Annotated in this window: 9 protein-coding genes and 1 pseudogene; 5 read left to right on the top strand and 5 right to left on the bottom strand. The window is 52.9% G+C overall.

The window, feature by feature from the left end; translation table 11 throughout:
* Positions 1–67 precede the first annotated feature (67 nt).
* Positions 68–1,492: a dihydrolipoyl dehydrogenase gene (gene lpdA / locus HVZ39_RS20625; protein WP_016155701.1), complete on the top strand. Its 1,425-nt coding sequence runs from the start codon at positions 68–70 to the stop codon at positions 1,490–1,492.
* A 58-nt stretch (positions 1,493–1,550) separates the two neighbouring features.
* Positions 1,551–1,742, top strand: a pseudogene (gene traT, locus HVZ39_RS20620) (complement resistance protein TraT); the annotation flags it as partial.
* A 50-nt stretch (positions 1,743–1,792) separates the two neighbouring features.
* Here the strand turns inward: traT and HVZ39_RS20615 are convergent.
* Together HVZ39_RS20615 and HVZ39_RS20610 are read right to left on the bottom strand one after the other, a co-directional pair.
* The gene (locus tag HVZ39_RS20615) at positions 1,793–2,587 is read right to left on the bottom strand and encodes a DUF2950 family protein (RefSeq protein ID WP_047499851.1); all 795 of its coding nucleotides are present in this window, start codon (positions 2,585–2,587) and stop codon (positions 1,793–1,795) included.
* 10 nt (positions 2,588–2,597) lie between these two features.
* Positions 2,598–4,199: a DUF3300 domain-containing protein gene (locus HVZ39_RS20610; RefSeq protein ID WP_181632911.1), complete on the bottom strand. Its 1,602-nt coding sequence runs from the start codon at positions 4,197–4,199 to the stop codon at positions 2,598–2,600.
* A gap of 447 nt (positions 4,200–4,646) precedes the next feature.
* Here HVZ39_RS20610 and acnB point away from each other — a divergent pair, with 447 nt between their 5' ends.
* Both acnB and yacL read left to right on the top strand, forming a co-directional pair.
* Entirely contained in the window at positions 4,647–7,244 is a 2,598-nt protein-coding gene (gene acnB / locus HVZ39_RS20605) for a bifunctional aconitate hydratase 2/2-methylisocitrate dehydratase (protein WP_016151723.1), read from the top strand.
* Between the two features lie 174 nt (positions 7,245–7,418).
* Entirely contained in the window at positions 7,419–7,781 is a 363-nt protein-coding gene (yacL, locus tag HVZ39_RS20600; RefSeq protein ID WP_075847966.1) for a protein YacL, read from the top strand.
* Between the two features lie 83 nt (positions 7,782–7,864).
* On the opposite strand, the gene HVZ39_RS20595 is transcribed toward yacL, so the two are convergent.
* Together HVZ39_RS20595 and HVZ39_RS20590 are read right to left on the bottom strand one after the other, a co-directional pair.
* The gene (locus HVZ39_RS20595; protein ID WP_220137861.1) at positions 7,865–9,928 is read right to left on the bottom strand and encodes a glycoside hydrolase family 36 protein; all 2,064 of its coding nucleotides are present in this window, start codon (positions 9,926–9,928) and stop codon (positions 7,865–7,867) included.
* A gap of 17 nt (positions 9,929–9,945) precedes the next feature.
* Positions 9,946–11,349 carry a sugar porter family MFS transporter gene (locus HVZ39_RS20590; RefSeq protein ID WP_181632910.1) on the bottom strand — a complete coding sequence of 468 codons (1,404 nt, stop codon included), beginning with the start codon at positions 11,347–11,349 and terminating at the stop codon, positions 9,946–9,948.
* A gap of 238 nt (positions 11,350–11,587) precedes the next feature.
* On the opposite strand from HVZ39_RS20590, the gene HVZ39_RS20585 reads away from it, so the two are divergent.
* Positions 11,588–12,583, top strand: coding sequence for a LacI family DNA-binding transcriptional regulator (locus HVZ39_RS20585; protein WP_103766822.1), 996 nt, complete (start codon positions 11,588–11,590; stop codon positions 12,581–12,583).
* Positions 12,584–12,610: 27 nt separating this feature from the next.
* Here HVZ39_RS20585 and HVZ39_RS20580 read toward each other — a convergent pair whose 3' ends face one another.
* Positions 12,611–12,958 carry a YacC family pilotin-like protein gene (locus HVZ39_RS20580; RefSeq protein ID WP_003018667.1) on the bottom strand — a complete coding sequence of 116 codons (348 nt, stop codon included), beginning with the start codon at positions 12,956–12,958 and terminating at the stop codon, positions 12,611–12,613.
* Positions 12,959–13,098: the final 140 nt, after the last annotated feature.

The raw sequence follows: 13,098 nt of genomic DNA, 5'->3' as shown, positions 1-13,098 counted from the left end.
ACAATTTTGTAAAATACGGGCGGATAGAACGACCCGGTGGACGACGGGTATAAATTAAGAGGTCATGATGAGCACTGAAATCAAAACTCAGGTCGTGGTACTTGGGGCAGGCCCTGCAGGTTACTCTGCTGCCTTCCGTTGCGCAGATTTAGGTCTGGAGACCGTCATCGTAGAACGTTACAGCACCCTCGGTGGTGTTTGTCTGAACGTCGGCTGTATCCCTTCTAAAGCGCTGCTGCACGTAGCAAAAGTTATCGAAGAAGCCAAAGCGCTGGCTGAACACGGTATCGTTTTTGGCGAGCCGAAAACCGATATCGACAAGATTCGTACCTGGAAAGAAAAAGTTATCACTCAACTGACCGGCGGTCTGGCGGGTATGGCCAAAGGCCGTAAAGTGAAAGTGGTTAACGGTCTGGGTAAATTTACCGGGGCGAACACCCTGGAAGTTGAAGGTGAAAACGGCAAAACCGTGATCAACTTTGACAACGCGATCATCGCGGCGGGTTCCCGTCCGATCGAACTGCCATTCATTCCGCATGAAGATCCGCGCGTGTGGGATTCCACCGATGCACTGGAACTGAAAACTGTTCCTAAGCGCCTGCTGGTAATGGGCGGCGGTATCATCGGTCTGGAAATGGGTACTGTGTACCATGCGCTGGGTTCAGAGATCGACGTGGTTGAAATGTTCGACCAGGTTATCCCGGCTGCCGATAAAGACGTGGTTAAAGTCTTTACCAAACGCATCAGCAAGAAATTCAACCTGATGCTGGAAACCAAAGTAACTGCCGTTGAAGCGAAAGAAGACGGTATCTACGTTTCCATGGAAGGCAAAAAAGCGCCTGCTGAAGCTCAGCGTTACGATGCAGTGCTGGTGGCTATCGGTCGTGTACCGAACGGCAAAAACCTCGACGCGGGCAAAGCTGGCGTGGAAGTTGATGACCGTGGCTTCATCCGCGTTGACAAACAGTTGCGTACCAACGTGCCGCACATCTTTGCTATCGGCGATATCGTCGGTCAGCCGATGCTGGCGCACAAAGGTGTTCACGAAGGTCACGTTGCCGCTGAAGTTATCGCCGGTAAGAAACACTACTTCGATCCGAAAGTTATCCCATCCATCGCATACACTGAACCAGAAGTTGCATGGGTTGGCCTGACTGAGAAAGAAGCGAAAGAGAAAGGCATCAGTTTTGAGACCGCCACCTTCCCGTGGGCTGCTTCTGGTCGTGCTATCGCTTCCGACTGCGCAGACGGTATGACTAAACTGATTTTCGACAAAGAATCTCACCGTGTTATCGGTGGTGCGATTGTCGGTACCAACGGCGGCGAGCTGCTGGGTGAAATCGGTCTGGCGATCGAAATGGGTTGTGATGCTGAAGACATCGCGCTGACCATCCACGCGCACCCGACTCTGCACGAGTCTGTGGGCCTGGCGGCAGAAGTGTTCGAAGGTAGCATCACCGACCTGCCAAACCCGAAAGCGAAGAAAAAGTAATCTTCCCGCTTTTGTGAAAACGCCTCTTCGGAGGCGTTTTTTTTGCCTGAAAGCTACCAGTTCTGGTAACGTTGCCGCACTGCGCCAGGGCACGTCCGGTATCAAGCTGCAAACCAGCAGCGCGCAGGGCGATCGCGCAAAATACCAGACCCGCGTCGTGTCTAATGCCAACAAAGTGAACCTGAAGTTCGAAGAAGCGAAACCGGTTCTGGAAGCGCAGCTGGCGAAATCCGTCGCTAACATCCTGTAATCTCTCGTGAGTTGGCCGGAGCCCCGGTCAACTCACTATTTGACTGGCATTCAGGGCGCTACGGGCTGCCAGTTTTTATCCAGATGATATGCGGTTAACGCCTCGGCTTTCTGCTGTGCATCAGCGCCGAGATCGGCCTGATAGACTTTATCATCACCGTTAATCATAAAACTCATAACGCCAGTGTGATCGTAGCTGACGGGCCAGGCAACCATCGCAAAGCCGCTGGTTTTATCGGGAAGGATACGGAAACGATAGCCGTGATAGCCCGTGCCAGGCTCCTGCGGACTAAAGGCCGGGCCAAGCGGGCTTGGCGCTTCGCCGGGCGAAACAGGCCAGTACAGACCATCTTTTTTCCCTTCAGAACTGACAATCTTTTGCGCGTATTTTTGGTTCATCGCAAAGTAGCTTTGCTGAGCATCAACATAGGCGTGTAATGCTTCAATAGCGGCAAGTTCGTTGCGCCCAATCTCACGGGTCAGGATCTCTTCGGCCGCTTCCTTGATATCAAATTGCCAGCCGGAAGCGGTTTTAACAACCGGGATCGGCAGTTGCCAGTCGCTGTCCCCGACCACCAGGTGCGCGCTATTGCCGTCGATGACAGTATTATGGCGGACCTTCCAGTCGCGCAGGAAGCGATCAACCGCATCAGGATCGACGCCTTCCGGTGGCAGAAACTCGCGCCAGTTTTCCCCGAGCAGGTTGTTCATCGCGCTTTCATTCTGCTCGCTTATCGCGGTTGCCAGGGCATCGGTCGCCTGGTCTGGTGTGCTGAAGGATTGCTGTGCCATCGCGGTGGTCGAAACCATGAATAACACCATTCCACTGAGTAGTTTATTTTTCATGTCGGTTCCCTTAACGATGACGGAATTCACGGTGTTCAGCACGGTCGCCGGATAGCTGGCGAGATGGCTGGTTGCGGGCGACCTGCCTGCTTTGAGCCCCTCGCTGCTGCTGCGCCTGCCAACTGGCGGAGCGACTGTCGTTGCCGCTCAGCGCATTGGCCCGCGGTTGGCTGGTCCGTTGTTGAAGATTGCGCTGCTGCACGTTGCGTTGCTGCGCTGGTTGCGTGACCCGTTTCTCTTGTCGCTGAGTGGTGGCCTGGCGATGTTCATGTTGCTGAGCGTTTGCCCGTTTTGCCGTTTGCGGTTTGCTATCGTAACCACGGTAGTTATTACGCTGGGAAATTTGCTTTAGCTGTTGGCTGGATGCCTGACGCTGGGCGTCTTTCGTTCCCGTACGCGCTGTCTGGGGGAAGGTTTTCCCCGTTGATTTTTCCATCTGGCTCAACGCTGCCTGACGCTGGCTATCACGGTTGACCGGTCTTTGCTGGGTTGAGCTTAGGCCCGTAGCCGTGTTAGTGGAGTGGAAGCGGTTATTGAGCTGGCTATTAGGGTACGGCACCCCTTCGCGATAGGCCGGGTTGTGCTGCCAGGTACGGTTGGCATCCGTCAGACGCTGTCCACTGATTTTATTGAAGTTATCTACGTTGATATTGATGTTGTTATCACCGTTGCGGTTATAGCCGCCATGGTTATCCCAGTCATCGTTATGATGGTGATCCCAGTCATCGTCGTCATCCCAGTCAATATTGCTGAAGATGGCATAAGTTGTGGCGACGCCGAGGCTGAAGCCTAAACCGTTAACGAAGCTGTTGCCAAACTGCTCGCCGGGCGTTGGCGGTAGATAGGTTGGCGGATAGGCGGTGTTCGGCCAGGTACCGTAAACTGTATTTGGGTTATAGGTGGGAACGTAAACTACCTGCGGGTCGGCGGATTCAATTTTGATTACCGTTGGGCTTGCTGAGGCGGCGGTCGTGGCTGTTGTGGTCGTTGACTCGCTGGTAACGGTTTTAGCCGGAGCTGCTTTGGCCACGGTGGTAACAGTCTGCTGCGGTGTTGATTGCAATGCTCCGGTCTGTTGCGCCAGCGCACGCAGGCGTTGAACGGAATCCATAACCTCTTTCGGCTGCGCAAGGAATGCATCGCCCAGGCTCTGTACCCACGGCGGATTTTCACCCATCAGCGACATCAGCTGCGGAAACGCCACCAGCGATTTCACGCTGGGATCCCAGGGTTGGCTGGCAACGGCCTGAATGGCGGCATCACCCTGCATTTTGGGATTGTCTTTTGACCACTGCGCGGCCTGGATGACGTTGGCCGGGTAGGTTGAGGCCATCAAAATTTGCGACAGCAGTGAATCCGGATAGAGCGCGATAGGCGCAACCCACTGATCGATTTGTGCCGATGTGTACGTAGGGGCTGCGGTGGGCGCTGGTTGATCGGCCGGGGCAGGGGCCGCTACGGGAGCTGGAGCCGGTGCGGACGGTTGCTGTGCGACGGGGGCTGGAGCTGCTGGCTCCGTTGCGCGACTTTTAACGAACATCACGCCAGAGGCGGCAAATAGCCCGGCACTGCACAGAAGGACAAGCAGATGTGGCTTAAAGGGCAACTTCATAAAATGACTCCAACGAGACAAGCGCTGTGCCGTGAGGCGTTCTGTTGCCGCGAGTATTATTCACCCGTGTTAGATAGTTTTGACTTTTATTGGGGATTCACCCGGCAGGTCCGGAAAAAGAGTGTGAAGATTTATTACACAATTATATCTGATGGCTGAAAAATCGCTGGAATATTCAGCATGTCGCGCTTGAAAATCCACCGTTTCACATTGTTTTTAGGGAGCCTAAATTACGCCCCGCCTTGTCGCTACACCATTCTTAACGATTCAGCCAATTTTTTATGTTGCTTTTTTGTAAACGGATTAACACTTAATGAAAATCCTGTTATTGTGCCTTACGCGGTACCGGGCATTTACCCTACTAACTACTGTCTCACAGGAGCGTGAAGAGAATCGCCCATCTACAAAAGCGCCGCATTATGACAATGAGAGCGAGGAGATATCGTCGTGCTAGAAGAATACCGTAAGCACGTAGCTGAGCGTGCTGCCCAGGGGATTGTGCCAAAACCGTTAGACGCAACCCAAATGGCCGCACTTGTCGAGCTGCTGAAGACCCCGCCTGTGGGCGAAGAAGAATTCCTGTTAGACCTGTTGATCAACCGCGTTCCTCCTGGCGTAGATGAAGCCGCTTATGTTAAAGCGGGTTTTCTCGCTGCCGTCGCGAAAGGCGACACCACCTCCCCGCTGGTGACGCCAGAAAAAGCCATTGAACTGCTGGGCACCATGCAGGGTGGTTACAACATTCATCCGCTGATCGACGCGCTTGACGACGCAAAACTGGCGCCGATTGCCGCCAAAGCGCTCTCTTCAACGCTGCTGATGTTCGATAACTTCTACGATGTAGAAGAAAAAGCCAAAGCGGGCAACGAATATGCGAAGCAGGTAATGCAGTCCTGGGCCGATGCCGAATGGTTCCTGAACCGTCCTGCTCTGGCTGAAAAAATCACCGTTACCGTGTTTAAAGTGACGGGTGAAACCAACACCGATGACCTCTCTCCGGCACCGGACGCATGGTCTCGCCCGGATATCCCTCTGCACGCGCTGGCGATGCTGAAAAACGCCCGTGAAGGTATCGAACCGGACCAGCCGGGCGCGGTAGGCCCGATCAAACAGATTGAAGAACTGCAGAAAAAAGGCTACCCGCTGGCTTATGTGGGTGACGTTGTTGGTACCGGCTCTTCGCGTAAATCTGCAACCAACTCCGTACTGTGGTTCATGGGCGATGATATCCCTCATGTACCCAACAAACGCGGCGGCGGTCTGTGTCTCGGCGGCAAAATTGCACCGATCTTCTTCAATACCATGGAAGATGCGGGCGCACTGCCAATCGAAGTGGATGTCTCGAACATGAACATGGGCGACGTGATTGACGTTTACCCGTTCAAAGGAGAAGTGCGTAACCACGAAACCGGCGAATTGCTGGCAAGCTTTGAGCTGAAAACTGATGTGCTGATCGACGAAGTGCGCGCTGGTGGCCGTATTCCGCTGATCATCGGTCGTGGCCTGACCACCAAAGCGCGCGAAGCGCTGGGACTGCCGCACAGCGACGTATTCCGTCAGGCGAAAGACGTGGCGGAAAGCAGCCGCGGCTTCTCTCTGGCGCAGAAAATGGTGGGCCGCGCCTGCGGTGTGAAAGGTATCCGTCCGGGCGCGTACTGCGAACCGAAGATGACCTCCGTGGGTTCTCAGGATACCACCGGCCCGATGACCCGTGATGAACTGAAAGACCTGGCGTGCCTGGGCTTCTCTGCTGACCTGGTGATGCAGTCCTTCTGTCACACTGCCGCGTATCCGAAGCCGGTTGACGTGACCACGCACCACACTCTGCCGGACTTCATCATGAACCGTGGCGGCGTGTCGCTGCGTCCGGGCGATGGCGTAATCCACTCCTGGCTGAACCGCATGCTGTTGCCGGATACCGTCGGCACCGGCGGTGACTCCCATACTCGTTTCCCGATTGGCATCTCCTTCCCGGCGGGTTCTGGCCTGGTGGCGTTTGCTGCTGCGACCGGCGTGATGCCGCTGGATATGCCGGAATCCGTTCTGGTGCGTTTCAAAGGCAAAATGCAGCCGGGGATTACCCTGCGCGATCTGGTACACGCCATTCCGCTGTACGCGATCAAACAGGGTCTGCTGACCGTTGAGAAGAAAGGTAAGAAAAACATCTTCTCTGGCCGCATCCTCGAAATCGAAGGTCTGCCGGATCTGAAAGTGGAGCAGGCGTTCGAACTGACCGATGCCTCCGCTGAACGTTCCGCTGCCGGTTGTACCATCAAACTGAACAAAGAGCCGATCGTTGAGTATCTGAACTCTAACATCGTTCTGCTGAAGTGGATGATCGCTGAGGGTTACGGCGATCGCCGTACGCTGGAGCGTCGTGTGCAGGGGATGGAAAAATGGCTGGCGGATCCGCAATTGCTGGAAGCCGACGCTGACGCAGAATACGCGGCGGTGATCGACATCGATCTGGCGGATATCAAAGAGCCAATCCTGTGTGCACCGAACGATCCGGACGACGCGCGTCTGCTGTCTGACGTGCAGGGCGAGAAGATCGATGAAGTCTTCATCGGCTCCTGCATGACCAACATCGGCCACTTCCGTGCGGCGGGTAAACTGCTGGATGCACACAAAGGCCAGTTGCCGACGCGTCTGTGGGTGGCTCCGCCAACCCGTATGGATGCGGCGCAGCTGACCGAAGAAGGCTACTACAGCGTGTTTGGTAAGAGCGGTGCGCGTATTGAGATCCCAGGCTGTTCGCTGTGCATGGGTAACCAGGCGCGTGTGGCTGACGGCGCAACAGTGGTTTCGACCTCTACCCGTAACTTCCCGAACCGTTTAGGTACCGGGGCGAACGTCTACCTGGCTTCTGCGGAGCTGGCGGCGGTTGCGGCGCTGATTGGCAAACTGCCGACGGCGGAAGAGTATCAGACCTATGTGGCGCAGGTTGATAAGACGGCGGTGGATACTTACCGTTATCTGAACTTCGACCAGCTGTCTCAGTATACTGAGAAAGCCGATGGTGTGATTTTCCAGACCGCGGTGTAATACGCTAACGCGATTTGTGTAAAAACGCATCAATGCCCGGAGAAGTCTGCTTCTCCGGGCATTTTTATTTCTATTCCTTATACCCGCTACGCTTTTTTTCTGCCGCGCTGCTGCGATAATTACAGCAAGGTGCAATGCGGTATTGGCGCATTGCCGGGAGCAGAGGAAGACATTATGGATTACGAATTTCTGCGCGATATTACCGGAGTGGTAAAAGTGCGTATGTCCATGGGCCACGAGGTGGTGGGGCACTGGTTTAACGAAGAAGTGAAAGAGAACCTGGCCTTACTTGATGAAGTGGAACAGGCGGCGCATGCGGTGAAGGGCAGTGAGCGCTCCTGGCAGCGAGCAGGGCATGAATACACGCTCTGGCTGGATGGTGAAGAGGTGATGGTGCGCGCCAATCAGCTGGAATTCTCCGGAGATGAAATGGAAGAGGGGATGAGCTACTACGACGAAGAGAGCTTTTCACTTTGCGGCGTAGAGGACTTTCTTCAGGTCGTGGCGGCGTACCGCGAGTTTGTACAACAACGCTAATCAACGCGGAGCCACTCGGCTCCGCATTACTATCGGGTGAGCGCTGTGCGCACCCGATAGCCGAGCACTTTTTCGCAGGCCCGTTATCGGGTGTATTCACTGGTAAAAGTAAGGTGAAATAACCTTGCGGTCATCTTTTGGTTCAGAAAAACGCAGGCACCTGACGACTGGAGTATAGGCTGGCAGCGCGACTGTTCGGCCTGGGGATACACGCAGGTGATAGTGGCGAGTTGCGCGAGAGGGACGGTCATCGCTCCTTGTTCGCTGTCCATACGCCATACCGCGAGCCACGCCTCATGCTCGTTACGCAGGCCAAAGGCCAACCACGGTGAGGATAATGTGGGCATACCCAACGGCCAGAAAGGCTGTAGATGCGGAATTTTCTCGCGAAACGTTTTATACAGCGCAATCCCTTCCTGAACCAGCGCAAAACGTTCTTCACTCAACTCCGCCAGATGACCACTCTGATGCACCCGCAGCAGCATGCTGTTAACCATATTCATCACCACTTCTTCCCGATCCCCCTCGCGCAGGGGATAAGACCAGATAGCAGCTTGCTCAGGAGTGACCGCTGACGCTGCGGCGGCAGCGATAGCCGCCATGAGCCGATAGTCGGTTTGATCGGTAACGGATTGAATACTGTGCTGTTGCAGCATCGCGTAATCCATCCGTAAACCACCGCTGCCGCAGTTCTCGATCACCAGTTGTGGGTAGCGTTGCATTGTTTTCTGCAGCCAGGTTAGATAGGCACGGTTATGCTGCAACAGGCCGTCGCCGCTGCTGTCGGCCTGGTAGTCAGTACCGCTGCCTGCATTGATGTTGTAATCCATTTTGATATAGCTAACACCGTAATCCTCGACCAGGCGCGTGATGATCCGTTCGGCATGTTCTTGTACCAATGGGTGGCGGAAATCGAGCTGATAGCGCTGGTGGTCGATAACCCGTTTGCCATGTCGCTGGAAAAAACACTCATCGGGCAGCTTTTGCGCCAGCGGACAAGCTATGCCCATGACCTCAAGCTCTAACCACAGACCTGATTTCATCCCTTTGGCGGCAATATACTCAAGCGGTTCGTGGATCCCGCCAGGGAAACGCGAGGATGAAGGCAGCCATTCACCGACGCCATCCCACCATTCACCGTCCGAGTACCAACCGCAATCAATACAGAAATATTCGCAGCCAGCCTTTGCGGCTGCATCAATCAACGGCAGCAACTTTTCAGTTGTAGGGTCACCTGAGAGGCAGTTCATATAATCATTGAAGATCACTGGTAGCTGCACATTATCCTGTGAAGGGCGCATTATTCGTCGACGATAGCGCGTTATCTCTTGTAGCGCCTCTTGCAGCCCGCCGTGTACCTGGCTTACGGCAACAGGCACGGAGGTAAAGGTTTCACCGGGTAGTAGTTGTTTCCACCAGTGATTTTCGTTTTCCGTTGGCCCGCTAGCCTGCAAATAGAGACGATTACGGAAATCGCCGATCTCCCATTGCCACGAACCGTTATGCTCAATTTGCCAGAGTAGCGTTGTTCCTGCCGCCGTGTCTTCAAATGCCGCCATAGGAAGATAGCCAATACTGGACCAGGTTCCTGTGTTTTCGATAGCGATACGATTAAGGGAGAAGACATTCACCTTATCCAGCCCAAGCTCTGGTGGTGTGGCGCTTTTCCACTGTGCTTCGCCGTACCAGTTATTATGCGGTAGATGCAGGACGCTATTTTTTTGCCAGGGCAGGCTGTCGATGGCGAACAACGTCAGCGAACTGACATACTCCAGGCCGATAGTATCGGCGCTGGCGTTACGGATATCACACCAGACGCGGGCCGCCTGTAGCCCACGAAAATGCTGTAGATGCCAGCGGGCGTGAACCGCTGGGCTATGTAGATCTATCTCCAGTTTTTTCCCCTGCGCATTTTCGCTTTCCCGATGGGCGTGATAGCGCAGAGAGGAGCCTGGTTCGCTACCGGTATGCTTACGGGCGTGGTGATCGTTTTGATTATGGCCACTGACATGCACCTGAATAAGAGGGAATGCACCCTGTACATCACTCTTTCCGACAAGTAAAAACTGGCTGATATAAATTTGTTGTTCTTCATTTAACTCGAAGGAAATATGAAAGTTATCTTCTTTAAAGTCTATAAAGCTCATCTTGTCGCACCCTTGTATTATTGTCCGATATTTCGCAGTTTTTTTCCTGCCATCAGGTTTTGCTCAATGCGCTCCAGTGAAATATTTTTTGTTTCAGGCACAAAAAGATAGATGATCACGAGGGCGACAATATTCAGTAGCGCATATAAATAAAATGTATGGGCGCTACCTAAACTATTTAGCAATGACAGGAAGGTTGCACTGACAATCATCCCGGCGATGTGACAGGTAAAAGTGGAGCAGGTGATACCAAATTCTCGGCCTTTCAGCGGTTGAATCTCAGAGCACAATAACCAGATAAGCGGCCCGGCAGACATGGAGAAGCCGACGATAAACAGCAACAGCATGGTAACCGTGATACCTTTCTCCAGCGCTGATAACGCATCACCACCCAGCAACGTCCCTACGATGCTCATAGCGAAACCCATCGTGATAAAACCAGCGTACAGCATTGGTTTTCGTCCCCAGCGATCGACGAAGCCGACGGCAATAAAGGTGGCGAGCGTCATCACGAAGCCCACAATAACCGTGCCCCACATCTGCTCGGCTGTTGAAGTGAAGCCAATTTCATGGAATATACGCGGCGCGTAATACATCATCACATTTACGCCAGAGAACTGCTGCATGATTTGCAAAATAATTCCCAGGCTAACACTGCGACGAAAATTCCTGTTTTCTTTGAATAAATTCCAGCCTTGTTGCTTAACGTTGAGCTGTTCTTTAATTTCGCTAAGCTCATTCTCCACCTCTTCACGGCTATTACGCAGGCGGATTAACACTATCCGAGCCTCCTCTTCACGGCCATGCATCATGAGCCAGCGCGGGCTGCGCGGCAGGAATAGCGCCCCGAACAGAAAGACCAGTGAAGGGATGGCGACAACCAGCAGCATACCGCGCCAGTTTCCGCTGTAGCTAAAGGCGGTATTGGTCAGAAAAACCAGCAAGATGCCTAGCGCAATCATCAATTGATAGGCTGATATCATTGCACCGCGAATGTTTTTTGGCGTTATTTCAGAAAGATAGAGTGGTGTCGCATAAGATGCGACACCCAGACCGACGCCGAGGATCAGCCGTCCGACGATGAGCATCCCTGGGCCAACTGCGCAGGTGCAAATAATCGCTCCTATGCAAAAGGAGGCCGCGGCGATTAATAAAGCGTATTTACGGCCCAGGCGATAGGCCAGAAAACCGCTACACAGAGTTGCGACGGCGGCGCCGACCATCATTGAACTGACCACCCACTCCTGCTGGCTATCCAGCAGTTGATACTCTTTAGCGATCAGCGGTAGAGCGCCGGAAATGACGCCGATATCCAGGCCAAATAACAGCCCTGCGAGCGCAGCCAACAGGCAAATCCAGATGACTTGGGGGCGCGTTTTATGTTTTTTGGCCGCAGCTGGAAGCGTACTATCTAATGTCATGATATAAGTACCTTTGTTTGTATGATTATTTTTAGGGCTTTTTGTTTTAATACTTAATCGATTTCGTATTGTTTTATGCTAGATCTGAAAAATAATGATTTCAATGGTTGTAACTGCATAATTGTGATCGTTGCTACACAATAAAGTCGTGTCGAAATGTTTTTTATTGTCACGTAAAAACTAATCAGTTAAATTGGCAGGAATATCCTTGTTCAGAGCTATTTAGTCCATAATAAATATGAATATAAAAGAGCTGGCGGCGTATCTTAATCTTTCGACAGCGACGGTTTCGAAAGCGCTAAATAATAAAAGTGATATTAGTAACCACACACGTAAAAAGGTACTGGAAGCGGCGGATAAACTGGGTTACCGGCCAAATGCATCAGCCCGCTATTTGCGTAGTGGTAAAACAGGGGTCGTGGCTCTGCTGCTGCCTGCAGCGGATGATGGCAATATCCATACCGCCTCGTTCTTTATGGCTATCGCCAGGGGGCTACAGGCTAGTTTAAAAGAGAGTGCCATCGATCCGGTCATCCATATTTCTACCGATCGCGAAAGTGAGCTACAACTGCTGCATAAAATTGTTGAGCAGAACCGTGCTGACGCGATTATCCTGACAGACACTCGTATTGATGATGAACGGATCCTTCTGCTTGATGAACTAAAGTTTCCCTTTGTGACGATGGGGCAAAGCCGCTCGCTGGGCGGGAACTTCAATTGGGTCGATTTTCATCATGAGGAGATGGGGAAACAATGCGTGCGTGCGGCACTGCGTCTCGGAGCGCAACGTATTGCCATTGCGACGCTTGGCCCGGACAGTATGCATGGCCGTCAGTTCTTGACCGGCTGTTTGCAGGCGTTGGCGGTGCAAGGGATTCATTACCATGACGGGTTGGTTTTCTTTGGCAGCGTAGCTGAATCTTCCGGTGAAGAGGCCGCGCGGCAATTTCTACAGCAGCCAGAGCGGCCTGATTTCATTATTTTCATCAACGACTTTTTACTGATGGGGGCGAGTCACTATCTGGCCTCGTTACCCGAGTGCGGACTCAATGAAAAAAACATGCTGTGTGCCACGGCAAGCAGCGATTTTTCTGTGCGAGTGGTGTCGTCGAGTTGTCTCTTTACCGTCGATCACGAAGAGGTTGGGCGGCAACTGGGGTTGGCGATATTGAGAGTCACTAAAGGGGAAAACCAGGCAAAATCAGTGTTGCTGACGTTGCCGGTAAAAGAGTAAGCGAAGCTTGCTGGTTCAGCAGCGCGGCTATTTAACGTAAGCCAACAGGCTCAGGGAGTCACGTGCCAGCGCTTTGCATTTCTTGGCCGTTGGGATGCCTATACCGCTGAGGTCGCGGTAGCTGTCTTCACCCAACGCTTTCATATTGAAGGTGTCGTAATTACTCAGGTCCCACTGGTTTTGCTGGGCAAAAAAGACCAGTGCGCGACGAATCTGCCCATTTGGCAAATTCTGGTATCCACAGTCATTTTTCAGAAAAACAAAAACTGCCGTTAAATCGGCCATATCTTCGGCTTCGGACTCACTAAGCGCGTAGCTGTTTGCGCATACGGCCATCAGGCTGCCGAACAAAACGGTTCTGAAAAACGTCTTCATTGCTTCTACCACTGCATCACGGAATTTAAACGTTAGCACACTGCGAGCGAAGCGACGACCTTTATTATTAGCCGTTTACTTGACCTTCCCGTAAGGGGAAGGCTTATGCTTAAAAGATAGCCTGCTTAAGCTGCTGAATA

This window comes from Citrobacter sp. RHB35-C21, assembly GCF_013816515.1.
Taxonomy (GTDB): Bacteria; Pseudomonadota; Gammaproteobacteria; order Enterobacterales; family Enterobacteriaceae; genus Citrobacter; species Citrobacter braakii.
Note: the sequence above shows the minus strand (reverse complement) of the source record. Positions and strands in the feature narration are given on the sequence as shown.

What these genes read in the sequence shown, in the direction of transcription:
- lpdA (WP_016155701.1), top strand. Translation starts at nt 68, where the DNA reads ATGAGCACTGAAATCAAAACTCAGGTCGTGGTACTTGGGGCAGGCCCT.
- HVZ39_RS20580 (WP_003018667.1), bottom strand. Translation starts at nt 12,958, where the DNA reads ATGAAGACGTTTTTCAGAACCGTTTTGTTCGGCAGCCTGATGGCCGTA.
- HVZ39_RS20590 (WP_181632910.1), bottom strand. Translation starts at nt 11,349, where the DNA reads ATGACATTAGATAGTACGCTTCCAGCTGCGGCCAAAAAACATAAAACG.
- HVZ39_RS20610 (WP_181632911.1), bottom strand. Translation starts at nt 4,199, where the DNA reads ATGAAGTTGCCCTTTAAGCCACATCTGCTTGTCCTTCTGTGCAGTGCC.
- yacL (WP_075847966.1), top strand. Translation starts at nt 7,419, where the DNA reads ATGGATTACGAATTTCTGCGCGATATTACCGGAGTGGTAAAAGTGCGT.
- HVZ39_RS20595 (WP_220137861.1), bottom strand. Translation starts at nt 9,928, where the DNA reads ATGAGCTTTATAGACTTTAAAGAAGATAACTTTCATATTTCCTTCGAG.
- HVZ39_RS20615 (WP_047499851.1), bottom strand. Translation starts at nt 2,587, where the DNA reads ATGAAAAATAAACTACTCAGTGGAATGGTGTTATTCATGGTTTCGACC.
- HVZ39_RS20585 (WP_103766822.1), top strand. Translation starts at nt 11,588, where the DNA reads ATGAATATAAAAGAGCTGGCGGCGTATCTTAATCTTTCGACAGCGACG.